Here is a 24037-nt window from a genome sequence, read left to right as displayed (position 1 = left end):
TCTTAAAATAAAAAATCCGGAAATAGTTAAACTACTTCCGGATATAAAGTTACTTTAAATTTGATTACAAGAATTTATAGCGGTAATCTTTTACATTGGCCTTATCTTTCAGGGCATCAAACAAGCGGTTATCAACTTGCTGCATCATGCTCTGGCTTAATTGCTGCTTTTCGCGAACGGTATTAGTTAACGCAGCAGGGTTAATGAAGCTTTCCGGAGATACCACATAAACACCGTTGGCACCTTCAACAGGCTTTGAAAGCTTTTTGGGCTGCAAACCAAATACCGTACCTATTACTTTATATTCTAAAGATAAACCAGGAATTACCGGATTAGCAAATACAATGTTTTCGGCAGGCACAACTTTGCCGCCGGCTTTTTGAGCCACTTGCTGCAAGGTAGAAGCACCGTTAAGAGCCGACTGCAGCTTTTCAGACAGTTGCTTGCCTTTAACCATCATTAACACTTCAGGCTTAATCTGATCTTTTACGTCGTCTACCGATAAAGTACCGGCTTTTTTAATTTGAGTTAAACGTGCTACTACATACTGATCGCCCAGGGTATAAACCTGATCAACCACGTCGCCTTTATCTGCTTTGTTGAAAGCCCATTTAACCAGTTCGCGGGCATTATCCAAACCTGGCAATGCAGAAGCGGTACCGTTTACATCGGCAGCATTTTTTACAGTTAAACCTGCCTTTTTAGCCTGCTCGGCAAAGTTATCGCCAGACAGATCACCTAAAAACGCCTGAGCTTTAGCGTAAGCAGCCGACTGCGTTTTGTTGCTGGCTTGCAATGGCTTATCAACTACGGCCACCTTAACCACCTTTGATGCACCTTTTTGGCTCAGGATGTTAATTAAGTGAACGCCGTATTGTGAGGTTACAATTTTATAATCACCAGCCTTACCGTTAAATGCAGCTTCTTCAAATACTGGCAGCATAGCGCCACGACCAAAAGTACCTAAGTCGCCACCTTTTTCGGCAGAACCTTTATCTTCTGAAAAGTTTTTGGCAAACTCGGCAAATGGGCGACCGGCAATAATTAATTTTTTAATAGAATCGGCTTTAGCTAATGCTTTATCTACACCACCGGCTGTTGCAGGATTTATCAGGATGTGACGTGCAGAAACAGAATCGGGACCAACGCGGCTATCAACCAGCTTTGCAATTTTAACACTGTTACCTGATACAAACGGACCATAAACAAAACCGGGAGCGGCGTTAAACATGACTGAATCCAATTGGGGATCTAACTGCCCTTTACGCTGATAAACCAAAGGTGCTTTGCTTTCTGAGTTGATTTGAACGAACAATGAGTCGTTTGTGCTGGCTTTAAAATCAGCAGCCAGTTTATTCACCTGGTCTTTGATTGCAACAGAGTCTTCTTTTGACGGCGCTGCGTTGATGCTTACATACTGAAAGCTTCTTACCTCTGATGGGTTTTTAAACAGCGATTTGTGCTCGTCGTAGTATTTCTGATAGTCATCATTAGTTAAAGTAATCTTGTTGTCAGCAATAGAGCTGTAAGGTAACTCCACATAATCAAACTTAGCCAGTTTATTTTTGGCCTGGTAAGCATCTTGTGCCTCCAGCGAGTTTACATAAAGACCGTTGTGTACTAAAGCAATATACTTTTCGATACGGCGACTTTGAATTTTTGGACCCATAAAGCCAGCCCATTGCTCTAAACGGGGGTCATTGCTTTTAGCGTTTTGCAATTCGCGCAAAAATGCGTTTAAGCGGTTACGGTCTAACTGACCGGTTTTAGGATCGCCGAATGACTGAACAATTTGCGGATCAGGATTCGGGCCGCTAATCATTGACTTTACTTCGTCGTCGCCAACAGCAACACCTACTTTGTCCATTTCTTTTTTCAGGATAATTTCGCTCAACGTCTGATTCCACGCATTTTCCTGAACGTACTCTGTAATTTGTGGCGTTAAACTGGTTTGCCCAGATTGTTGCATAAACATCTCGGTGCTTTGTTTAACCCGGTCCAAATAGCCTGTGTAAGCTACTTTTTCGCCCGCAACTTCACCCAACGTGTTTGCATCACCGTTCATAAATGAACGACCATAGGTGATTACCTCACCTGCAATAAATGCAAAAAGCGCCACACCAATGATTACAACCAGGATTGTACCCATCCGTTCGCGCAAAAAACTCATTATACCCATATAACCAAAAAAAAATAATTCTTACTTCGTTTAAAAGAGGGCGCAAGATACAACTTTCTGTAAAATTTTGCGAAACAAAATTTACTGCCCAAAGTTTTGATTTACTGGAATTTGCCCTGTAGTATTTTTAATAATCCAGGGATACATACTTTCGTTTGTACTGGCACCCGTGCCGTACAGATTTGTGCCATTTGAGGAGCTTAACTGTACAAGTTTATTGGAATAGATTTGGCGCTTACCCTGGTCCCAAAACAGTTCTTCTGATTTAAAAACATCTCCTTTTTGATTAGTTGCAACCACATTGCGGCGCAACTCAATAAGCTTATCACCTTCGCGCATAATGCCGTAATCGGCCGTAATCTGTGCAGTTTGCACTACTCCTTTAGGCGTAGTTTCATATTTGATGATTTTTAACCCTTTGGGCATCTCCTTAAACTTTTTATCAATATAGTCGAGTAGCAGGGGTGCGGTTAGGCGAAATTGCACTTTAGCAGAGTCGCTGTAGGTAACATCAAGGCCTGTAGTGGTACTGATGGGCTTACTTACCTCCTGAGCCGAAATTTTCTGAATATCCTTCAGGCTGTTTTCGCAGGCACTAAAAAGCAACAGGCCGGCCACAAGGGCCAGCCGGTACTTTATATTTTGTATATGTTTTAATAACTTAGTCAAAGCGGTACCGGGTAAACCACCTATCATTCAGGGTAAAGCCTACGTGGATGGTAAAAAAGTTTTCTCTAATTAAATTATTTTGCAATGTTCCGCGTTCACCATATTCGCCAGCCAGGTTAATTTTGTAAAATGCAGTATTATTACTATGCAACGGCAATCCAAAACCGAGGCTTACTGCTTTTACATCAATATTGGTATTGCTGATGTTGATATAAGTTTTTTCGTAACGAACACCAAAGCGATAATCAATTAACGCAAAGTAATTTTTTAGCGCATTGCTGTTAGGCGTAAACTGACCGCCCAAGTTAAAGCTTTGTGTGTTTTGCAATCCCTGGTTTACACCGCCAATAGTTAACGACGACCAGTTACCACGACTGTAATCGGCACCAATTAAATACTTACCGTCTTTTTGATACGAGATACCAAAATGGTGAATAAGCGGCAATTTAATTTTTCCGTTACTAATGAGTTGGTTAGAGATTGTATCTATAGCGCTCGACTCGGTACCGTCGGTAGTAGTACGGTACTGGCTTACCACGTTGGTAATACGGGTGTTTAAATTAGTACTTGCCGAGCCCGAATAGCCTAACACCAAGTGACGGGTTTCGCTGAAATCAATGTTAACCTGGGTACCAAAATCGTAGCTTAAACCGCCCACGCTGTTACTGCGCTCCGTGCGCGAATTAAGCGTACCAAACAAACTTGGGATCTCGGTAGAGCGAAATTTACGCAGATTACCAAAGATGTATGACACGTTACCACCAAAAGATATGATACGGCCAATATTGAAACCGTAACCGGCATATGCTTTTGATAAGCCACCGTCGCCGTTGTAAATATAATTGACAGCGCTGGTATCAGCCGGTGCACCGGTACCGAAATTAGACTGGCTTTGGCGGTAATTATAACCCAATTCAGAATAAGGTACCAAACCAAAGCTTAAAGCTGAATGCCTGGTTACAGGAGCGGCAAAATTAAAATGACTTAGCCTGAAGTTAGCGTTAGTTTGCCCGGTTACAGTATTTTGCTTAAGGGTTGATATGTTGCCATACACACCAATATCAATAGTAGTAAGGCCAATAAAGCTGTAAGATGCAGGGTTGAGTATATTTATGGTGTTGTAGCCGCTAATACGGTTAATGGCTGTAGAAATACCGCCCATGGCACGGGTTTGAGGCAACAATGCATCATTTAACGTACCTAAACCAAACTGCGAGTACGGAGAACTGTTGGTGGCTGTTGACTGCGCCATAACCGCGCCGGCAACAATAGTGAGTAAAAAAGTAAAACCCGATCTTATATATTTAATCATTACGCTCTTGTATAGCTGCATTTAATCCTTTAAGAACCAGGTAAGGTTCCAATTTTATATAGCCGGCAAAGATGCTATTTTTCAGCACAGTATCCAAAAAAACACTGTCGCCGCCGGTGAGTATGATATTCAGGTGCCGGGCCTGCTGTTTGTAGCTTCGTATAAAACCTTCTACCTCGTACAATAATCCGTTTTGCACACCCGAGCGTATGGCATTAACCGTGTTATTACCATAGTAATCGGTAAAACCCGGATCGGCCTCAACCAGCGGTAATACGGCAGTGTAGTGTTGCAAAGCTTTATAACGCATATTAAGCCCAGGCGATATGCTCCCGCCGTAATAATTTGCGCCGGCATCAACTCCGTCATAAGTTATACAAGTGCCGGCATCTATCACCAGGTTATCATCAGCCGGAAAAAGACGCCTTGCTCCTAAAACTGCCGCCAGCCTGTCTAAACCTAAAGTTTGCGGTGTACCATAATGGTTTTGAATATCTTGTGCCATGCTACGGTTGAAGTACAACACCTTTACCTGCTGCTCTAAAATACCAAACCACGCTTCAGTACTGCCTCTAACCGTTGATATAATAGCATTTGCAACAGGGTATCTACTCAGCAGTACTTGTAACTCAACATGCGTTACCTGGTGGTAGTATTGTACATCAATAAGTTCCTGGCCGTCAAAAATTGCAGCTTTGATAAGCGTATTGCCAATATCAATAACCAGTTGAGCCATTTAGGCTTTAGCCATGTTCAATATAGATTCGAAAATAGCCAAACCATCTTCGTTAGCCAGTAAAGTATCGGCGGCCCTTTCCGGATGAGGCATCAGGGCAAAAACATTGCGTTTGATGTTACAAACGCCGGCAATGTTTTCAATCGAGCCGTTAGGATTAGCTTCGTTGGTGATGTTACCTGCTTCGTCGCTGTAACGGAATAAAATCTGATCATTATCATTCAGGCTTTTCAGCAGGTCTGCATCGGCATAGTAGTTACCCTCGCCATGAGCAATAGGAATTTTCAACACCTTTTGTTCATCAATTTGCGAAGTAAGCAGCGAATTTTTGGTTTGAGGCACCAGGAAAGTGTTACGGCAAATAAACTTGCGGTTTTTGTTATGCAATAAAGCACCGGGTACCAGCCCGGCTTCGGCCAGTATCTGGAAACCGTTACAAATACCCATTACATAACCACCTTTACCGGCAAACTGAATAACCTCTTGCATGATAGGTGAAAAGCGGGCAATGGCACCCGAACGCAAATAGTCGCCAAAAGAAAACCCTCCAGGCAGAATTACCACATCAACACCCTGCAAATTGTGATCTTTGTGCCACAAACGCACTACCTGCTGACCCATTATTGTTTCGAGAACGTAGATGATATCTTCGTCGCAATTGGAACCGGGGAATATAACTACACCAAATTTCATGCTACAAAGCTAATATAACCGCTTGAACATGAACGAATGTAAAAGTTAAAAAGTGTTAAACTGGAAGTAAATTATACTGGCTAACAGCAAAAAAAACAGGCTCTCGTACATCCAGCGCATACCGGCGTATAAAAAATAATAGGCCGAAAACAGGGCTACAGGCACCACAGTAATTAAAAAATGGCTTAATCCAAACTCGGGGCGCACATAGTAAGAGGCCGCTCCAACCAGTACTATAAAAAACAATAGCTGGAAAGCTTTGCGGATAAGTACATAACTTTTAAAAAAGTTTTCCTGCAATTTAAAGGTACCCAAAATCAAGATTGCCATTACTGGTATCAGCGCTAAAAAATCATATTTGTCCAGCACCTCGGGCATATTAAATTTTGCGCCTAACGGAAACCAGATATGGGTAAAACCCGGCAAACGGTCCGTTAAATAATAGGCTACGCCTACAAAAAAGTAAATGGTGATATAACCAATCAGGCTGGCAGCCCATTCTCGCCAGTCAAACGGACGAAAAATGACAAGAGCTGCCCACACAATCACCATCAGGTAAGTACACGGGAAATAAACTAATGACCCGGCTGCGGCCAGCATACCCAAATCAAAAGCCAGAGATTTAGATTCTTCAGTTTTATAGAGGTCCAGAAACTTAAAAAGCATCCAGATGATAAAGAAATTACAAAGCAAGGGTGCGCTCAATACTAAAAATGGTGTAAACAGCCCCGACATCACCACATATAACAAGCCGGGTAAAAAGCTTGGGCGCCCTAACAAATTATGAACGTTAATAAGGTAATTAAGCGCAACTGCCTGGGCAAGCACAACTAAAGCAGCTAAAAACACACTGAACGCTCCGGATATGTTGTTAATAAAATGTATAGGCAGTAACGAAAGTGCAAAAGGCTCGGCTAACTGCAGGGGTACCGATGCCGGAGCAAACAGCATATAGCCGCCGCGCATAATAAAAAGCAGCACAACGAGCCATAAAATATTAAGTGGATTATATCTACGAAAGATGTCTATCATGCTGGCTCAATTCTGCCGGCAATATTACCAAAAATTGTGTTAAGCTAACACAGCTTGCGGGCGGGCGTATTGCTTTACCATCCTGTCAACAATCTGTGCAGTTTCGTCGGGAAAGTTTACCTGCACCCGGTTGTTACTTTCTACCCAATGACTGATTAAAGGAACATTGACAGCATTGATACCGGTAATAACAGGTACTCCTAAACGTGACGCTGCTAAAGCATTACAACGTTGCTCGTACTGCCCCGTCATGGGCACCATCATTACCTTTTTTTGCAAAAATAATGCTTCGGCCGGGCCTTCAAAACCACCACCGGTTAGTAAACCCTCGCAACTGGCCAAACTCTCATTAAACTTGGCATTATCAACCGGGCATACATGTACATTGCCCTGTTTAAAAGGTGCTTTTTGCCGTTTAGAAAATATATGCCACTCTACACTATTTATTTTACTTAGATGCTTTACCAGCGTTTTGTCATCATAAGCCGGCAAATAAACCGCGTAATGACCTTTATTGCTGATTTCCATCCGGCGTATTTCGCTTCTAATTACAGGGGTATGTATAAAATCATCATACCGGTCAAAATGAAAACCAATGTGATGAGTAGTAGGCGAATAATATTTAAATAGCCACTCCGCATAATTCCAGCGTGCAGGGCGAGGTGTATGAGGCGATATAAAAGAGCACTGATGACTTAATGAAACCGAAGGCATATGCTGCAGTTTACAGGCCCAGGCACTAACCGGTTCAAAATCATTTATAATTAAATCATATTGCTTCAACGGCAGGGTACGCGCATCACGCCAAAGCTGCCACAGGTTCATCCGCTTAAACGTTGACCATTTGTCCACCCCTCCCCTGCGGCCAAAAACAAAGCTAAAGCCATGAAACTTATACTTCAACGGTTGCGATAATCCCACTTCGGCCTCGGTACCGCTAATCAGCAAATCAACATCGCCGTATTGCTGCAGCAACGGCACAATCTCGCGGGCACGGCTAATGTGCCCGTTACCGGTTCCTTGTATGCCAAAAAGTATTTTCATGGTAGGCTAGCTTGCAAATATAAACGGCTTTTAAGTTAATGCGTTTTTAAACTTTTTATAAATAATTATTAACTCTATGTTATTGGCATGAATAAAAGGCAGTTAAGAGTTCTCCTACCTGTCTAATGCCTGCGTTATCCAAACATTTGTGCCCCTTACACTCACTTAATTTTATTTTATTTGCATCTTAAATGAGCAACGAACTCACCGACCGTAAATTTTGGGCAAATTATTGGGAATCAAAAACAGGCTTAGCCTTTAAGGTTCCGGCCAACTATACTTTCCATAAATTATTTGAACAGCTATTGGCTAATGAGTCCATCGGGTCGGCTATTGAGTTAGGTGGATTTCCGGGTTATTATGCTATCTTTTTAAAGAACTATTTTGGGCTCGATACCACCTTGTTCGATTTTTATGTTCATCAGCCAGTACTGAAACAGGTACTAACAGCCAATAATTTAAAAGAACAGGATATTAAAGTGATTGAGGGCGACTTGTTTAATTACCAGCCGCAACAGCAATATGACCTGGTATTATCATGCGGACTGATTGAGCATTTTAATGATACCAAAGATATCATCAGCCGGCACCTACAATTTTTAAAACCCGGCGGCACTTTGTTTATTACGCTGCCTAATTTTACCGGTGTAAATGGCTGGGTACAGCGCCGCTACGACATGGATAACTACAACAAGCATAACATCAGCAGCATGAATCCGAGCAAACTGGCCGATTACTGCTACGACTTAGGCTTGCAAAAAGTGGAGGCTTCTTATTACGGTCACTTTTCTATCTGGCTCGAAAACATGAAACAGCAAAGCGGTGTCACTAAATCTTTTTTAAAAGCACTCTGGCTGGCTGGCAAGGTTTTTACCAAAGCGGTGCCTATCGAGAGCAAGGCTTTATCGCCTTACATAGTGTTAAAAGCTATAAAATAGCTCACTGCACCAGGTTATCAATGGCCTTCCATCTTAAATTTTTCCAGTAACACTTTAACATCTAAGCTGGCATTTAAATCTTCGGCTTTTTCTTCGTCTTCGGTGTCATTGCTAAAATCAGCAGGGTTATATTTGTATACACGCCATTCGCCCTGACTATATTCTAACGAAGTTAAACTTTCTACCCAGTCACCGGAATTTAAATAAAGCACGGACCCTGGCTGATCGGTGGCTTTAATCTGCCTGATTTCGGCATGGTGGATGTGGCCGCATATCACATAATCATAACGTTTATCAACCGCCAAGTCGGCAGCAGTTTGCTCAAAATGATTAATAAACTTTACCGCCTCTTTAACCCTGCCTTTTATTTTTTGCGAAAAACTCATTTTTTGACGACCCAAGGCAGTTAAGCACCAGTTTACCATACTGTTGATGATGATAAGGGAATCGTAGCCTACAGCACCCAATTTGGCCAGCCATTTGGAGTGCTGCATAGTTACATCAAAAACATCACCATGAAAGATCCAAGCTTTTTTACCATCTACGTTTAACAGTAATTTGTTAAGCAGTTGAAACCGGCCGAGGTTAAAATCAGCAAACTTACGCAGCATCTCGTCGTGGTTACCAGTAAGATAATACACCGGAATACCCTCAGTTACAAATTTGAGCAGGCGGCGCACCACCTTCATATGCGACTCGGGCCAGTACGATTTGCTAAATTGCCAAATGTCAATAATATCTCCGTTTAAAATAACCTGCTTGGGGCGGATGCTTTTGAGGTAAGTAAGCAATTCGTTGGCGTGGCAGCCATAAGTGCCTAAGTGCACATCGGAGATAACAACAATATCAATATCGCGTTTAGCCATTACGGTTTTTTAACGTATAGCGTTATTACGGTAAATGGTGCTGCTGTGGTATTAAAACCAGTTAGCTCCTACTCATCGTCGTCGTCTTCTTTTACACTTAGCTCATAAGGGCTAAAATAAAAAGCAGCCAGCAACAGCAGCAAACCTATAACAACCAAGTAAGTGAACTCGATATTCATAACAACAAGATAAAAGTCAGGTTAAAAAATTATTTTAACGTTAAGACTCTATTAAATCTTGAATAGCTACCGATGTGGAAAACTTTTTTTTATCCTGTCCAGCTGTTTTAAATGGTGTTGCAGGTGGATGCGCAAAAATTTAATCCATTGCGCCGCAGTAAGCATGCCTAAACCAGGATGGCTGATTTTACAGCTACCAGCATCATGCAGCGCCAGTGACGATACTTCATCCATACGCTTACGCACTTTTACGATCAGATTGCGGGCATCTTCTTTAGTTATTTTTTTGGTGAGGCTGGCCACTGCAGGTGGAGCCTGGTGCTTACCCGGCGGAAAACGATCTAATAAAAAAACTAACCGGCCATGCCAATTTAAACCTTTACCGGTGGCAACGCCCGTTTTACGGCAGCATTTTTCGGCAGCAATGGATGAGCCCAAACTGGCCTGCATAATGTGCGAATAAACCTCGGCATAGCTCCAGCCACCTATGGGAGGTGTTTCGGCAAATTGTTCATCAGGAATCTCATCTAACTGCTGCCGGTAATCATCCAGCGCATCATTAATAGCCTTGTGCTCGGTAGCTACGCTCATAACAATTGGGTTAGCTCGTCTAAACTATGAATTTGTACCGGTACATCTTCCGGTTTGGGCACTTTAAGCGGGTTAAAATAAATGGCATCCATACCAAAATTCAATGCGCCGTAAACATCGGCTTCCAGGCTGTCGCCTATCATGATGCTTTCTTCTTTTTTAGCACCCGCCAATTCCAGGGCATGCTTAAATATTGCTTTATCCGGCTTGTTTACTCCCACCAGTTCGGAGATAATAATATTGGTAAAATATTTTTCCAAACCGGTACCGCTCACTTTGCGCCGGGTAGCCTCCTTAAAACCGTTGGTAATTAAATGCAGACTATACTTTTGCTGCAAATAGGACAAGGTTTCATGAGCATGCGGAAACAAGTTGGTTTTAGTTGGGCATAGTTCAACGTAAGCATCCTCAAACTCAACCGGAACCACATCCGGATGTAGCCCCAAATCAGTAAATGTTTTACGGAAACGGGTTTGGCGCAGCGTTTCTTTATCAATTTTGCCTAAATGATAATCGGCCCATAAGGCATGATTGTTATGGGTATAAGTAGTAATAAACTCGGTGGCTGACTTTAGCCCGAGCGCTTCTAAATTGTGTAAAACAAAAAGCTCTTGCAAGGTTTCCTCTGCATTCCGGTCAAAATCCCAAATGGTATGATCCAGATCAAAAAAGAGGTGAGTATATCGTTTCATGATGATCTAACAATGTGCAAATATGCTGATGTACCGGCTAACAATAAAATTATAAAAAAGCTAAACCTTTTCGCCATAAGCCAGATCGCCGGCATCACCCAGCCCTGGCACGATGTAAGATTTCGTAGTCATTTCTTCATCAATAGCGCCTATCCATAAATGTGCCATGGGTAAATGTGCACGCACATGCTCAACACCTTCGGCACTGGCAATTACCGCTGCAATATGCAGGGCGGTTAGATTGTACTGCCCCATCAGTTCTTTGCAAACCTGCACCACACTTTGTCCTGTAGCCAACATGGTGTCGCATAAAATAAAAGTTTTACCGTCCAAGTCGGCAGTTGATATATGCTCAATCTGTATAGTAAACTCACCCGTTTTTCTGGTTTTACGATGGGCGGTAATAAACGTGGATGCAGCCTGGTCAAATACGTTTAAAAAACCCTGATGCAAGGGCAAACCGGCACGCAAAATAGTGCCCAAAACCGGCTGTTCATCTGGTATGTTTACCTGGGCTGTACCCAAGGGTGTTTGTACCTCAACTGCTTTATATCTTAACTCTTTACTTATCTCGTAAGCCAGTATTTCGCCAATACGTTCCTGGTTGCGCCGAAAGCGCATACGGTCCTGCTGCTGATCGGCATCCCTAAGCTCGGTTAAAAACTGATTACAGATGGTATTAATGTTGTTTAAAACAAAAAGCATAAGGCAAACTAATTATGAGGTTTGAGTACCGGATGAATAAACCATTTATACTTCATAAATGTTAGTTACCAGGCAAATATTTTTTACTTAAGGTCGACATATCAAACCGTTTTGATAACCGTTAAGGAAATAGCTTTGCTAAAAATATTCGTATCTTTATACTAATGGATTTTAAAATTAATTCGCAATATATTCCATCCGGCGATCAGCCCGAAGCTATCAGGCAACTGGTTGAAGGCGTTAACGGTGGCGAACAATACCAGACTTTACTTGGCGTTACCGGTTCGGGTAAAACTTTTACCGTTGCCAATATTATTGAGCAAACGCAACGTCCTACGCTCATTTTAAGTCACAACAAAACACTCGCTGCACAGCTTTACGGTGAGTTTAAGCAGTTTTTTCCGGACAATGCGGTTAACTACTTTGTATCATATTACGATTATTACCAGCCGGAAGCCTTTATACCGACTACCAATACCTATATAGAAAAGGATTTACAGATTAACGACGAGATTGAAAAACTGCGTTTGCGCACTACATCGGCGTTAATGTCGGGACGGCGTGATGTGATTGTAGTTTCGTCCATCTCCTGCATCTACGGTATGGGTAACCCGGAGGATTTTACCAACTCCATCTTTAAGTTTGCCGTGGGTACCCGCATTAGCCGTAATGCTTTTTTACACCGATTAGTCGAAATTTTATATGCCCGTACTACGGTTGAGTTTAAGCGCGGTACTTTCAGGGTAAAAGGTGATACCGTTGATATTTATCCAGCTTACTTAGACTATGCTTACCGCATTTCTTTTTATGGCGATGATATTGAAGAGCTAAGCAGTTTTGACCCGCAAACCGGTAAAACACTGGAAAAAATGCCGAATATGGTATTATTTCCGGCTACATTATACGTTGCCCCGCGCGACCGGTTTACCAGCAGTATTTGGGCTATACAAGAAGAACTGGAAATGCGTAAGCAGCAGTTTATTGACGAAAAACGCTTTTTAGAAGCTAAGCGACTGGAAGAAAGGGTGAATTACGACCTGGAAATGATTCGCGAACTGGGTTATTGTTCGGGTATTGAGAATTATTCGCGCTTTTTTGACGGCCGCAAGCCAGGTATGCGCCCCTTCTGCTTGTTGGATTATTTTCCGGATGATTATCTGATGGTGATTGACGAGAGCCATGTAACCGTACCGCAGGTACGGGCTATGTATGGTGGCGACCGTTCGCGTAAAATATCGTTAGTAGACTATGGTTTCAGGTTACCTGCCGCAATGGATAATCGCCCGCTAAATTTTGAAGAATTTGAGCGTTTGGCACCACAAACTATTTATGTAAGCGCTACCCCCGGCGATTTTGAGTTAGAAAAATCGGGCGGTGTAGTGGTTGAACAAGTAATACGCCCTACCGGCCTGTTAGACCCGCTGATTGAGATACGCCCTATTATTAACCAGGTGGATGACTTGCTTGACGAGGTTGATAAAACCATCAAAATGGGCGACCGCATACTGGTAACTACCTTAACCAAACGCATGTCTGAGGAGTTGGCCAAGTATATGGACCGCCTGGGTATTAAATGCCGTTACATACACTCTGAGGTAAAAACCTTGGAGCGGGTAGAAATTTTACGCGGACTACGTTTGGGCGAATTTGACGTGCTGATTGGTATTAACTTACTACGGGAAGGATTGGATTTACCCGAAGTATCATTAGTAGCGATTTTGGATGCTGATAAAGAGGGATTCTTACGTTCGGAGCGTTCATTGATCCAAACCATTGGCCGGGCGGCGCGTAACGATCGCGGCCGTGTAATTATGTATGCAGATACTATTACCGAAAGCATGCGTGTAACTATTGATGAAACTACCCGTCGCCGCGAAAAACAGATAGCATACAATGCCGACCATGGTATTATACCTAAAACCGTTGGTAAATCTAAAGAAGCCATCATTGAGCAAACGTCGGTGGTTGACTTTAAAGGCGGCGTGCAGCGCGCTTATGTAGAAAGCGATGAAATTAGTGTTGCAGCCGACCCGATTGTACAATACATGAGTAAGGGCGATTTGAAGAAAGCCATAGATAATACGAAAAAGGATATGTTGGCCGCAGCCAAAGACATGGACTTTTTAACCGCTGCCAAGCTGCGCGACGAAATGTTTGCCCTAGAGAAAATGCTGGCCGAAAAATAAATTATATAAAGACCTATATCTTTGAGTTATGCAACTGTCGGACCTTGATTTAAATAAGACCTACACTTACGCTGATTATTTGCAGTGGACTTTTGAAGAGCGCCTGGAACTGATTAAAGGTAAAATTTTTAAAATGACGCCAGCGCCGGCGCCTATGCATCAAAAAATTTCGTGGAATATATCGGGCGAGTTATATAACTATTTGAAAGGCAAACCTTGCCAGGCGTTTTCTGCTCCTTTTGATGTCAGGCTACCTCAAAACATCCCATCCGGTTACAACAAGGAAATATATACCGTGGTACAACCGGATATTTTGGTGGTTTGCGATGCCGGAAAAATTGACAACAAGGGCTGCACCGGCGCTCCAGATATTGTGATTGAAATTTTATCTCCGGGCAACAACAAAAAAGAATTGCGTAACAAATATGATGTTTATGAAGAATCGTGCGTAAAAGAGTATTGGATTGTGTCGCCGCAGGATAAGACCTTTTTGCAGTATACACTTACTGACGCCGGCCGCTACCAGGCTTCGAGATTAATGACGGTAGGCGATGAAGTGACTACTCCCGTTTTGCCAGACTTTGTACTGGACTTAGACATCATCTTTGAGAACATTCATCCCGAATTATGACCAGTTACTAACAGAGCTTTTGTCATAAACAAACCTTTTTTCCGTTATAAACTTATATTTGTAGCAAATTTTCATCGAATGTTTTTAATACGTTTTCTGATCATCGCCATTTGTGTTTTATATATTGTCCGTTCACTGGCACGTTTATTTTTGCCAATGTTGTTTCAGGGCATGGTTAATAAAGCACAACAGCAACAATTTAATCGTCAGCAGCAATACCGCCAGCAAGAGACTAAAAGGCCGGAAAGCAGGCTGAAGGTAGACTATGTACCGCCAACACCTAAAAACGCCATTCCGGATAACGAAGGTGATTTTATTGATTACGAAGAAGTAAAGTAAACCGTTATGAACCCACCCGAAAGTTTATTTAAAGACCGCCACTATAGCTTACAGTCACTCATTACCCTGATAACAGCAAACTACATTGTGTTTGCCATGGCTGTTCAGCTAAGTGTAAGTTGTGAGCGGATACACTGGTTTTTATGGGTGGCTCTGGCGGGTTTGGCTTGGTATAACTATTACACCATCCGCCGTAACCAGGAAGAATTTGCCGAAAAGAAAACGCAAATTATTTATGCTATTAGTTTAGCAGGTATGGCCTTATTATATTACCTCTTGGGTGTAGTTGCATTACATTGCAACGTAGTAAAACCCTTGTAAACTAATCGTTTCTATTATCGCTCAATTTTCTATTTTTGGGGAATAAATTTTTCCCCAAAGATAAATGAGTAATTGGTTTAAGCGCAACGGCATTCATTTTGCCATCATCGGAATTTTTCTTCTTATCTGTTTCTTATATTTTACTCCTGCTTTTCAGGGTAAAACTTTAGGACAAAACGACGTTACCCGGGCCCAGGCTACCCAAAAAGAAATTATGGACTACCGGGCCAAAGGTGAAACCATTTTATGGACTAACCAGATGTTCAGCGGAATGCCTGCTTATCAAATTTGGGCTCCCTATTCCAAAAATATCACGTCGCATATTGTTTCAATACTCAAAGCAGTATTCCCAGCCCCAGTTGATACGGTTTTGCTGCTCCTTTTGGGCGGCTATTTTCTGTTCAGGGTGTTAAAAATAAATCCGTGGCTATCGGCTGCTGGTGCAATTGCCTTTACATTTTCTTCTTACAATATCATTTTGATGGTGGCAGGCCATGCTAACCAAGCATTTGCTATTGCATTTTTTGCGCCTATACTGGCCAGCATTATTTTAACGTTTAGAGGGCGGTATCTTTTAGGCAGTGCACTCTTAGCGTTCTTTCTGGCGCTCGAAATACGGGCCAACCACATCCAGATGACCTATTATTTGTTTTTGGCACTGCTGATATTATTAGGTATTGAGTGTTACCATGCTTTTAAGACCAAAACCATCAATGCATTCATCAAATCGGCAGCTTACATTTTTGGTGCAACTGTACTTGCATTAGCCGTAAATGCATCCATATTGTGGAGCACTTATGAATATGGTAAAGAAACTATAAGGGGTAAATCAAACCTCACCAAAAACGTGACCGAACCGAGCGAAGGTTTATCAAAAGATTACGCTTATGGCTGGAGTCAGGGTGTGGGTGAATGTTTGACCTTTTTGGTTCCTAACGCTTACGGCGGTGCATCCGGTATGCGCGAAATTGACCCGGCTAAATCGGCAGTCACTAAAGCATTTACGGCTAAAGGCTTGCCACAAGAACAAGCCGAAGGCTATACTCAGCAATTAGGCGGAGCCGGTGTTTCTTCTTATTGGGGCGAAAAGCAGTTTACTGAAGGTCCGTTTTACTTTGGTGCCATTATCTGCTTTTTGTTTGTGTTCGGTTTAATCATTGTTAAAAACCGCATGAAATGGTGGCTGCTGGCAACCGTAGTTTTAACCATGCTGTTATCGTTTGGCCGCAATTTCCCATTCGTATCCGATTTGTTCTTTAATTATTTCCCATTATATAACAAATTCCGCGCAGTCGAATCTATTTTGGCAGTGGCTGGCTTATGTTTCCCGGTACTGGCTATTATGGCAGTTCAGGAAGCCATTGCAATAACTGACAAAGCAGCTTTGGTTAAAAAACTATTATTGACGCTTTACATTGTAGGCGGCATTACCTTACTCCTGGTATTAGTACCAAGCGTATTGCTAAGCTTCAGAAGCTCAAATCAGCAGGATATTATTAGCTATCTTACCCAAGCTTTCCAGGGCGACAGTGCGTTAGCTACCAGTGTAATGAATGGCGTGGTAAGCGATCGCGAATCATTAGCCCGAGCAGATGCTATTCGTACTTTGATTTTTGTTTTAATTACGTTTGGTTTGATGTGGGCTTACCTAAAGCAAAAAGTTAATGCTACTGTTTTATCTGTTGCCTTTTTAGCTATCATACTGGTGGATATGTGGCAGGTAGACAAACGTTACCTGAGTAGCAATAGCTTTACTGAGAAACAAGACTCACATGATATACAGCCTCGCGAGGTTGACCAATTCATTATGCGCGATACAGACCCTGATTTCCGCGTATTTGACCTAAGCGGAGGTGATCCGTTTAGCAATGCCAGTACCTCATATTTTCATAAATCTATCGGTGGCTACCATGCTGCTAAACTTAAGCGCTACCAGGAATTGATTGAAAATCAATTCAGCAAGAGCGTCAATTACGATGTATTGGATATGTTGAATACAAAGTACATCATCAGTGCCGACCCTAAAACGCAAACTGCAACCATGAAAGCTAATAGTACGGCTTGCGGACATGCATGGTTTGTACAAAGCGTTAAATTTGCCCGCAATGCCGACGAAGAGATGCAGGCCATCAGCAGCTTTGACCCAAAAACGGAGGCTATTGTTGACCAGCAGTATAAATCGTTAGCCGAAAGCAAACCGCACCCTATTGATGGCAGCGCAACTATTAAGTTGACCAGCTACAATCCTGACCATATGGTTTATGAATCAGGCTCACAATCTGAGCAGATTGCCGTATTCTCAGAAATCTATTACAACAAAGGCTGGAAAATGCTGATTGACGGTGCTGAGCAACCTTATTTTAGAGCTGATTATGTATTACGTGCCGCTAAAATACCGGTAGGTAACCACAAAATTGAGTTTATCTTCCACCCTGCTTCTTACTATACTGGCGAAGGTATTTCACTGGCAAGTTCGATATTGCTGGTTATCTTCCTGATTGGCGCTTTCTTTATGGAAAGCAAAAAGAAGGAAGCTATTATGCCTAACCAAAACGCATAGGTTCGCTGTATATAACTTAAACAACAAAGGCTTGAAACTTAGCGTTTCAAGCCTTTGTTGTTTTTAGCTTGTTGGATTTTTATAAATACTGCTGACTCCTATTTGCAAGCCAGCAGCATTTGTTTAATCAAAATTTCCATCTATTTCAACTGCTTCATTACCTCCTCAATGGCGCGGTCGAGTTGCGGGTCGTGGTTGGTCATCCGGTCGGCAAAAGCTGTTTTGATATAGATGTCCGGCTTCACGCCTTCTTTCTCGATGTCTTTGCCGTCCAGCGTAAAACATCCCCAGGCCGGTATGCGGTAACTCGAACCATCAACCAGGCCTTTGGCGCTGGTAAAAATAATCCAGCGATAAGTTTCGGTGCCGATGATTTTGCCCAAGCCTAAGCTTTTGAAACCGGTAGCGGTCATTTCACCGTCGCTCAGGGTTTGCTCGTTAATTAACAGCACCATTGGCTTGGCGGCAGGCGCAAAATTGGGTTGTGGCGTGCGCTGCCCATCGCGGTACTGCCATTGCAGGTACGGGCGTTGCGATAAAAAGTTAAGCACGGCATCGTGTACGTTGCCGCCGGTATTAAAACGCAGGTCAAGTATCAAAGCATCTTTTTTGTACGCATCGCCCACCATGTCTTCTAAAAAGTTTTCCAAAGCATTGGTAGACATATCTTTCATATGCACGTAAGCTATGCGGCTCTTGCTTTTATCGGTTACAGCTTTACGGTTATAGGCTACCCACTCATCATACAGATCGGTTTTAAATTTAGCCGATGCTTCCGGATGAATTTTTACGGTATAATCCTTTCCGGCTCGCTCAAAGGTCAGTTCCATTTCTTCTTCTAGCGATGGTTTGGTAAAGTAGGCGTTCCGGTCCTGGCCTGCATCAACCGCTACACCGTTCACCGCTTTTAGCTTGTCGCCGGGTTTAACATTAATACCGGCGCGGTCGGCATTGCTCAGATCCAGCACATGCGAAACTTTATATGGGTCGGCGTTATCGAATACAATCCCGGTTTCCATGGTGCGATAACGCAAGTTAGTACGTTCTTCTAAACCGCTTGAGCTAAAGCCCATGTGCGATGAGTTAAGCTCACCTAACATATCCTTCAACATCAACCTTAAATCAGCACGATTGGTCACGTAAGGCAGATAAACGGCATACTGGTCGTGTATTTTAGCCCAGTCTGCACTATGAAAACTGCCGTCATAGTAGTTTTCTTCTAAACCGGCCCAGGCCTCATCAAACATCTGCTTAAACTCGCTTTGCAGGTTGCGGTCAAAACGGTAACTGATATCTACGCGGTCTACCTTATTTTGGTCGAGGTTGAGTTTATACAGGGTATTGTTACCCAACAGGTAATACTTTTCGCCGCCGGTAATAATATCAAAACTAAAGAAATCGGCACCCGTCACTTTTTCGGTTTTCGGTGCCTCAAAGTTTTCTAAGGTGGTACGGTATATGCCCGGGCGGCCCTCGGTTTGGTCGGACCGGTAGTAAATCATTGTTTTTTCGCCTTTTTGTATCACATAGGGCGAGCTTTGCTGACCGAAGTTTGGACTGATGCGTTCCAGCCTTTTCATCAGGTCTTCGGTATTGATAACAATGCTTGCAGGCGCTTTAGGAACAGGCTGTTGAGAAATGGGCTTTTTGGCCGTATCTTTTTTAGTGATTTTCTTTTTGTCAGCCGCAGGCACAAACGCTGGCATTTCGGGCTTTTTTTCTTCTTTAAATAAATCGCGGAATTTATCTAAACGGAACGCCTCATCAAACTTTTGCAGCGGCATGCGATAAATGTGCGCATCGCCCGAGCCGTAAGGATATTCAGGGCGAGTACGAGAGGATGCGAAAAAGATATACTTACCGTCGGGCGACCAAAACGGATCATCCTCCGTAACGCCGGTATTGGTTAAGTTGAGTGTTTTGCCCGACTGCATATCATACACAAACAAATCCTGCTCAAAATTACGGTGAGCGGTATAAACCACATACTCGCTATTGGGTGAAAATCTGGGCTGCGAATTTTGAAAGCCCCATATTTCATCTTTAGCGATGGTTTTGCTGGCCAGGGTTTTCATGTCTATCACCCGCACTTCGTCGCGCCCGCTCAGGTACACGCCCTGGGTACGGTTCTTGTTCAGGGCCAGCATACGGTTACTGCGCTTTTCGGCGGTGAGTTGTTTGGGTTTACCGCTGCCATCGGCAGGTACGGTGTACCAGTTGGTATAACCGCCCAGCGTTTGGTTATAAATCAGGCTCCGGTTATCGGGCATCCATTTTACTTCCATCACCCGCTCGCCACTGTTCCGTTCTATTTGCCTGATAAATTTGCCATCGGCATCACTCACAAACAATTCGCCACGCGATACAACAGCAAGCTTTTTACCATCTGCCGAAAGGTCGGCCGCTTCAATTTTCCCGGAAATATCAAACTCTTGGTCTTTGGGCAAAACGTTATTACGCGATAAGAAAAAGTTAAGCTTTTGCGTTTGTTTACTGGCTACATCGTAAGCATATAGCTGGTAATCCTTCTCAAAAACTACCTTGCTGCCATCGGCACTTACAGAAGGCCGTTTGATGGAAGTTTTAAAGCTGGTAAGTGCCGTTTTTTTGCCGTTGTTGAAGGTATATAGGTTGTACTCCCCGTTGGCTTCGTCAGATACAAAATAGATGTTTCCTTTACGGTCAATGGTAGTTCCGTAGTCCTTACCGTTCCAGTTGGTATACTGCTTATACGCTTTGGTTTTGGGGTTGTACGACTGGATATCCGGATTATAATCCCCTTTGTAATGTTTACGCTCTGCAAAAAGGTAGCTCTCCCAAGTATTATTAAAAAACAATTCGCCGGTTTGCGGATGCTCGGCTATGCCATGGGTGGTATTAAAATAATGTTTAAATAAACGCATTGGCGTCCCCCCGTTACGTGACACGCGGTAAGAACCAAACTGGTTGTACCGGCCTGAGGTAAAGTATATGGTTTTAGAATCCCAACTCCAGGAATCCACCTCGTCAAACGATTCGTGATAAGTTAATTGCTTAATCTCGCCTCCGGCCAATGGCATGACGTATACATCGCTGTTACCGTATTGATTTGATGAGAAAGCCAGCCACTGCCCGTCGGGAGATACCCGGGCATTGGTTTCCTGCCCCTGCATGGCGGTAAGGCGAACGGCCGAGGGGTTGTTTAAATCCGACTTCCATAAATCACCTTCGTAGCTAAAGATTACGGTTTTGCCGTCGGGGGTAAATGTGGGGTAAGCGGTAAAATAACTGTTTTGGGGCTGTGCATGCAACCAGGCGGGAATGGCTGCACAAGAGATGAAAAAGGCGTAAAGTTTTTTCATATAGTTTAATTAATTAATTTCTGTTATGATAAACGTATTTTTGAAGCATGCTAAAAGTAGTGCACATTAATACTTACGACGGCAACGGCGGTGCCGGCCGCGCCTGCCTGCGCCTGAGCAAAGCATTGCATGCCGAAAATATTGATTCTAAGATTATTGTGCACTATAAATTTGGTAAAAATCCGGCGGTGTTAACGTTTAACAGCAATGCGCTGCAAAAGGCGTATACCGCTGCAACCATTGTTTTAGAGCGCATAATGGCCAAACGGTTGCTCAAACCTTTAAAGCGAACGCCTTTTTCGTTTACCTGGTTCGGGCGCTCGGTGGTGAACCATCCTGATGTTAAAGCGGCCGATATTATACACCTGCATTGGGTAAACCATAGCTTTTTAAACCCCAGTCATTTGGCCGAGCTCAAAAAGCTGAACAAGCCCATCGTATGGACTTTTCATGATAGCAATGCCTTTACCGGCGGCTGCCATGTGCGCTACACCTGCGATCATTTTGTGCGCCAGTGCGGTTATTGCCCGCTGCTTAAAAAAGCGGATGCTGATGATACCTCGCACCAAATATGGCAGCAAAAACATGATGCTTACCAGCAACTGCAATTCAACATCGTAGCACCCAGCGCCTGGATGCTCAGCTCAGTACTTCAAAGCAGCCTGATGCACGACCGCCCGGTACTGCAAATACCCAATACGCTCGAAACTAATATTTTTACACCGTCAGACAAACAGGCGGCTAAAAAGGCTTTAGGTTTACCAGAGGATAAGTTTATCTTTTTGACCGGCTTTATGCCTTCCCGTAAAGATTTGCATAAAGGCACCAGTTATTTACTGGAGAGCCTGGATTTGCTGAAAGAACGTCTTGGTGTAAAGGCCGACCAAATTGAACTGGTAGTTTTTGGCAACCGCAACGAAAAAGACGTACCTGATTTTGCTTTTAAAACCAGCTTTTTAGGCACCATCAGCGATGATGAGAAATTAGCATTATGCTACTCGGCAGCTGACGCTTTTCTGATACCGTCGCTGGAAGATAACCTGCCTTATACGGTGATGGAAAGCCTGGCCTGCGGTACACCAGTAGTTGCGTTTACCACTGGTGGCATCCCGGATATGGTACAGCATGAGCAAAACGGCTATCTGGCCGAATATCGCTCGTCTAAAAGCCTGGCCGATGGTATGGAGTGGGTGATTAACCACACCGACCGGCCTACCCTACAACAACAGGCACGGCAAACGGTAATGGCCAAATATGCCGAGCCTGTTATAGCGCAGAGACACGTTCAGTTGTACACGCAATTACTTAATACGGCACATCCCGGAGGGCAGCATGATTAAGCCTGTGCTTAGCGTAATTACCGTTGTTTACAATAACGTTGAGCATATTGAGCGCACGCTCCTTTCGGTCATCAATCAAACATACGATCGTATTGAATATATTGTAATTGATGGTGGTTCGACTGATGGCACGTTGGTAATCATCAATAAATATGCTTCCAATATACAGCGGCTCGTGAGCGAACCGGATAAGGGCATTTACGATGCGATGAACAAAGGCATGGCATTAGCCACTGGCGATTATGTATTATTCATGAACTCTGGTGATGAAATACACGCGCCCGATATCGTAGTCTCCGTCTTTGCCGCCGCACCAGACGCAGACATTTATTATGGCGAAACCGAAATGATTAATGCCCAGGGCGAAAGCTTGGGCCAGCGCCGCCATAAAGCCCCCGACCAATTTACCTGGCGCGACTTTAAATACGGCATGAGCATCAGCCACCAGGCTATTTATATCAAAAAGTCTTTAGTAAAGCCGTACGCTCCGGAGTATCGGTTGAGTGCCGATATTGACTGGATTTTACAGGCGGCCAAACAAGCCAAAAAGATTGTTAACGTGCATGGCTATGTGGCTAAATACCTGGTGGGTGGTATGTCGAAAGCCAAACATAAACAAAGCCTGTTAGAGCGTTTTGCTATTATGCGTAAACATTATGGTTTGGTGCCAACGCTGTTTAATCATGTAGTGATTGCTTTTAACTTAGGCTGGTACTGGCTGCAGCATCGCCGCACTAACGATTAAGGCTGAGGTATGACAGGTATCACCGTTTATTTTTCTCCAGTTTCTGTTTTAAAAACCTTATCCCCCGCTGCCAAAGGCTGCCTTTCCGGTTTTTAAGAAATTGTTTAATCGCCTCATAAGCCTCAGGATTTTCCTGGAGTGTTGACGGGAAATGCGTAACCGGCTTTTGCGCAATCTGCACTTGGTACATATCCTCATTATTAGAATGCGTTCCGCTGCCATCGTGCCCGATGTTGTGAATTAATGAGTGTGACGGATTGAGCGTAAGCCCATGTTGCAGAAAAATGGAGGCATACCAGCGTATGGCCCACGAGTTGTTTTTGCCTGCCTTGAATTCCTGCATTTGTTTCCAGAAATTCATGGTACCCTCTATCGAAAACTGATGAATTTTGGCGTCATCAAACTGCGCCATCAACTTATCAACGTCAGGTTCAAAGCTTTTCCAGGCCCTTGCCCAGGTGGCCCAGCCCCAACTGGTAGCAGCGCGATAAAAAAACGTTTCGGGCAGGTCGGGTATTTTTAGGTCGTACATATAGGCGCCTACGTGCATCACCTCTGGCTGGTTAGCATAATGGTCGAGTGCGTCATTAAAGTACTGCAGGGTGTAGGGCGACGAAACCAGGTCATCTTCAAACACGATGACTTTGCCGTACTGGTTAACCAGTTGTGTAACGCCGTTGATGATGGAGTTAGCCAAACCTATGTTGGTAGTGCGTTCAATAATCTCGATGCATTTAAAGCCGGTAACGGTTTTAGCCAATTGCCTCACCTGTTCTACGGCTTCGCGAGAGGCTTCATCCTTAGCCGCATCAGAAAATATGAACAGTTCCGAACTATCGGCCAGTATGTTTTTGCTTAAGCTATCTAACGTGCGTTGGGCATGGTCGGGCCGGTTATACAAAAATATTGCTATAGGTGCCAGTTGCCTCATACCCCAA

Annotated in this window: 21 protein-coding genes; 8 read left to right on the top strand and 13 right to left on the bottom strand. The window is 43.4% G+C overall.

All coding sequences use genetic code 11. From position 1 onward, the window contains the following. Positions 1–64 precede the first annotated feature (64 nt). The 7 genes from AAGR14_RS02560 to AAGR14_RS02530 all read right to left on the bottom strand — a co-directional run bounded on the left by AAGR14_RS02560 (position 65) and on the right by AAGR14_RS02530 (position 7665). Positions 65–2179 (bottom strand): SurA N-terminal domain-containing protein, encoded by a 2115-nt coding sequence (locus AAGR14_RS02560; protein ID WP_342647033.1) that lies wholly within the window; start codon positions 2177–2179, stop codon positions 65–67. A gap of 81 nt (positions 2180–2260) precedes the next feature. Further along, positions 2261–2848 carry an LPS export ABC transporter periplasmic protein LptC gene (lptC, locus tag AAGR14_RS02555; RefSeq protein ID WP_342647032.1) on the bottom strand — a complete coding sequence of 196 codons (588 nt, stop codon included), beginning with the start codon at positions 2846–2848 and terminating at the stop codon, positions 2261–2263. Further along, a complete protein-coding gene (locus AAGR14_RS02550) occupies positions 2841–4160 on the bottom strand; it encodes a hypothetical protein (protein ID WP_342647031.1) in 1320 nt (439 codons plus the stop codon). Before AAGR14_RS02550 ends, lptC begins: the two co-directional genes overlap by 8 nt. After that, positions 4153–4896 (bottom strand): type III pantothenate kinase, encoded by a 744-nt coding sequence (locus tag AAGR14_RS02545; RefSeq protein WP_342647030.1) that lies wholly within the window; start codon positions 4894–4896, stop codon positions 4153–4155. The genes AAGR14_RS02550 and AAGR14_RS02545 overlap by 8 nt, the downstream gene beginning before the upstream one ends. Beyond that, the gene (purQ, locus tag AAGR14_RS02540) at positions 4897–5589 is read right to left on the bottom strand and encodes a phosphoribosylformylglycinamidine synthase subunit PurQ (RefSeq protein ID WP_342647029.1); all 693 of its coding nucleotides are present in this window, start codon (positions 5587–5589) and stop codon (positions 4897–4899) included. Between the two features lie 45 nt (positions 5590–5634). Further along, positions 5635–6621, bottom strand: coding sequence for a DUF6427 family protein (locus tag AAGR14_RS02535; protein ID WP_342647028.1), 987 nt, complete (start codon positions 6619–6621; stop codon positions 5635–5637). A 39-nt stretch (positions 6622–6660) separates the two neighbouring features. Continuing rightward, complete coding sequence (locus AAGR14_RS02530; RefSeq protein WP_342647027.1) at positions 6661–7665, bottom strand: glycosyltransferase family protein; 1005 nt, start codon at positions 7663–7665, stop codon at positions 6661–6663. Positions 7666–7856: 191 nt separating this feature from the next. Between AAGR14_RS02530 and AAGR14_RS02525 the strand changes: the two genes are divergently transcribed. Next, positions 7857–8603, top strand: coding sequence for a methyltransferase domain-containing protein (locus tag AAGR14_RS02525; RefSeq protein ID WP_342647026.1), 747 nt, complete (start codon positions 7857–7859; stop codon positions 8601–8603). Between the two features lie 17 nt (positions 8604–8620). On the opposite strand, the gene AAGR14_RS02520 is transcribed toward AAGR14_RS02525, so the two are convergent. The 4 genes from AAGR14_RS02520 to upp form a co-directional block, all read right to left on the bottom strand. Beyond that, the gene (locus AAGR14_RS02520; protein WP_342647025.1) at positions 8621–9469 is read right to left on the bottom strand and encodes a UDP-2,3-diacylglucosamine diphosphatase; all 849 of its coding nucleotides are present in this window, start codon (positions 9467–9469) and stop codon (positions 8621–8623) included. A gap of 245 nt (positions 9470–9714) precedes the next feature. Next, entirely contained in the window at positions 9715–10239 is a 525-nt protein-coding gene (locus AAGR14_RS02515) for a DinB family protein (protein WP_342647024.1), read from the bottom strand. Beyond that, positions 10236–10931, bottom strand: coding sequence for a YjjG family noncanonical pyrimidine nucleotidase (locus tag AAGR14_RS02510; RefSeq protein ID WP_342647023.1), 696 nt, complete (start codon positions 10929–10931; stop codon positions 10236–10238). Before AAGR14_RS02510 ends, AAGR14_RS02515 begins: the two co-directional genes overlap by 4 nt. A 60-nt stretch (positions 10932–10991) precedes the next feature. Beyond that, complete coding sequence (gene upp / locus AAGR14_RS02505; RefSeq protein ID WP_342647022.1) at positions 10992–11636, bottom strand: uracil phosphoribosyltransferase; 645 nt, start codon at positions 11634–11636, stop codon at positions 10992–10994. A gap of 164 nt (positions 11637–11800) precedes the next feature. Here upp and uvrB point away from each other — a divergent pair, with 164 nt between their 5' ends. The 5 genes from uvrB (at position 11801) to AAGR14_RS02480 (ending at position 17673) form a co-directional block, all read left to right on the top strand. Continuing rightward, positions 11801–13822 carry an excinuclease ABC subunit UvrB gene (gene uvrB / locus AAGR14_RS02500; RefSeq protein ID WP_342647021.1) on the top strand — a complete coding sequence of 674 codons (2022 nt, stop codon included), beginning with the start codon at positions 11801–11803 and terminating at the stop codon, positions 13820–13822. A gap of 28 nt (positions 13823–13850) precedes the next feature. Continuing rightward, on the top strand, positions 13851–14453 hold the full coding sequence (locus tag AAGR14_RS02495; protein WP_342647020.1) for a Uma2 family endonuclease: 603 nt from the start codon (positions 13851–13853) through the stop codon (positions 14451–14453). 78 nt (positions 14454–14531) lie between these two features. After that, the gene (locus AAGR14_RS02490; protein ID WP_342647019.1) at positions 14532–14792 is read left to right on the top strand and encodes a DUF4834 family protein; all 261 of its coding nucleotides are present in this window, start codon (positions 14532–14534) and stop codon (positions 14790–14792) included. A 6-nt stretch (positions 14793–14798) separates the two neighbouring features. Next, positions 14799–15113, top strand: coding sequence for a hypothetical protein (locus AAGR14_RS02485; RefSeq protein ID WP_342647018.1), 315 nt, complete (start codon positions 14799–14801; stop codon positions 15111–15113). Positions 15114–15177: 64 nt separating this feature from the next. Then, positions 15178–17673 (top strand): YfhO family protein, encoded by a 2496-nt coding sequence (locus AAGR14_RS02480; RefSeq protein ID WP_342647017.1) that lies wholly within the window; start codon positions 15178–15180, stop codon positions 17671–17673. Positions 17674–17813: 140 nt separating this feature from the next. Here AAGR14_RS02480 and AAGR14_RS02475 read toward each other — a convergent pair whose 3' ends face one another. Then, the gene (locus AAGR14_RS02475; RefSeq protein ID WP_342647016.1) at positions 17814–21014 is read right to left on the bottom strand and encodes an LpqB family beta-propeller domain-containing protein; all 3201 of its coding nucleotides are present in this window, start codon (positions 21012–21014) and stop codon (positions 17814–17816) included. A gap of 47 nt (positions 21015–21061) precedes the next feature. Between AAGR14_RS02475 and AAGR14_RS02470 the strand changes: the two genes are divergently transcribed. Both AAGR14_RS02470 and AAGR14_RS02465 read left to right on the top strand, forming a co-directional pair. Then, on the top strand, positions 21062–22354 hold the full coding sequence (locus tag AAGR14_RS02470) for a glycosyltransferase (RefSeq protein ID WP_342647015.1): 1293 nt from the start codon (positions 21062–21064) through the stop codon (positions 22352–22354). Then, positions 22347–23099 carry a glycosyltransferase family 2 protein gene (locus tag AAGR14_RS02465; RefSeq protein ID WP_342647014.1) on the top strand — a complete coding sequence of 251 codons (753 nt, stop codon included), beginning with the start codon at positions 22347–22349 and terminating at the stop codon, positions 23097–23099. The genes AAGR14_RS02470 and AAGR14_RS02465 overlap by 8 nt, the downstream gene beginning before the upstream one ends. Positions 23100–23118: 19 nt before the next feature. Here AAGR14_RS02465 and AAGR14_RS02460 read toward each other — a convergent pair whose 3' ends face one another. After that, on the bottom strand, positions 23119–24030 hold the full coding sequence (locus tag AAGR14_RS02460; protein WP_342647013.1) for a glycosyltransferase: 912 nt from the start codon (positions 24028–24030) through the stop codon (positions 23119–23121). Positions 24031–24037: the final 7 nt, after the last annotated feature.

This window comes from Mucilaginibacter sp. CSA2-8R, assembly GCF_038806765.1.
GTDB lineage: Bacteria > Bacteroidota > Bacteroidia > Sphingobacteriales > Sphingobacteriaceae > Mucilaginibacter.
This window is presented reverse-complemented; position numbering and strand designations above follow the sequence as displayed.

Coding starts and splice junctions, on each gene's coding strand:
- AAGR14_RS02550 (WP_342647031.1), bottom strand. CDS start 4,160: ATGATTAAATATATAAGATCGGGTTTTACTTTTTTACTCACTATTGTT.
- AAGR14_RS02520 (WP_342647025.1), bottom strand. CDS start 9,469: ATGGCTAAACGCGATATTGATATTGTTGTTATCTCCGATGTGCACTTA.
- AAGR14_RS02490 (WP_342647019.1), top strand. CDS start 14,532: ATGTTTTTAATACGTTTTCTGATCATCGCCATTTGTGTTTTATATATT.
- AAGR14_RS02465 (WP_342647014.1), top strand. CDS start 22,347: ATGATTAAGCCTGTGCTTAGCGTAATTACCGTTGTTTACAATAACGTT.
- AAGR14_RS02495 (WP_342647020.1), top strand. CDS start 13,851: ATGCAACTGTCGGACCTTGATTTAAATAAGACCTACACTTACGCTGAT.
- AAGR14_RS02460 (WP_342647013.1), bottom strand. CDS start 24,030: ATGAGGCAACTGGCACCTATAGCAATATTTTTGTATAACCGGCCCGAC.
- AAGR14_RS02545 (WP_342647030.1), bottom strand. CDS start 4,896: ATGGCTCAACTGGTTATTGATATTGGCAATACGCTTATCAAAGCTGCA.
- upp (WP_342647022.1), bottom strand. CDS start 11,636: ATGCTTTTTGTTTTAAACAACATTAATACCATCTGTAATCAGTTTTTA.
- AAGR14_RS02560 (WP_342647033.1), bottom strand. CDS start 2,179: ATGGGTATAATGAGTTTTTTGCGCGAACGGATGGGTACAATCCTGGTT.
- AAGR14_RS02485 (WP_342647018.1), top strand. CDS start 14,799: ATGAACCCACCCGAAAGTTTATTTAAAGACCGCCACTATAGCTTACAG.
- uvrB (WP_342647021.1), top strand. CDS start 11,801: ATGGATTTTAAAATTAATTCGCAATATATTCCATCCGGCGATCAGCCC.
- AAGR14_RS02515 (WP_342647024.1), bottom strand. CDS start 10,239: ATGAGCGTAGCTACCGAGCACAAGGCTATTAATGATGCGCTGGATGAT.
- AAGR14_RS02530 (WP_342647027.1), bottom strand. CDS start 7,665: ATGAAAATACTTTTTGGCATACAAGGAACCGGTAACGGGCACATTAGC.
- AAGR14_RS02470 (WP_342647015.1), top strand. CDS start 21,062: ATGCTAAAAGTAGTGCACATTAATACTTACGACGGCAACGGCGGTGCC.
- AAGR14_RS02535 (WP_342647028.1), bottom strand. CDS start 6,621: ATGATAGACATCTTTCGTAGATATAATCCACTTAATATTTTATGGCTC.
- AAGR14_RS02525 (WP_342647026.1), top strand. CDS start 7,857: ATGAGCAACGAACTCACCGACCGTAAATTTTGGGCAAATTATTGGGAA.
- AAGR14_RS02510 (WP_342647023.1), bottom strand. CDS start 10,931: ATGAAACGATATACTCACCTCTTTTTTGATCTGGATCATACCATTTGG.
- purQ (WP_342647029.1), bottom strand. CDS start 5,589: ATGAAATTTGGTGTAGTTATATTCCCCGGTTCCAATTGCGACGAAGAT.
- AAGR14_RS02480 (WP_342647017.1), top strand. CDS start 15,178: ATGAGTAATTGGTTTAAGCGCAACGGCATTCATTTTGCCATCATCGGA.
- AAGR14_RS02475 (WP_342647016.1), bottom strand. CDS start 21,014: ATGAAAAAACTTTACGCCTTTTTCATCTCTTGTGCAGCCATTCCCGCC.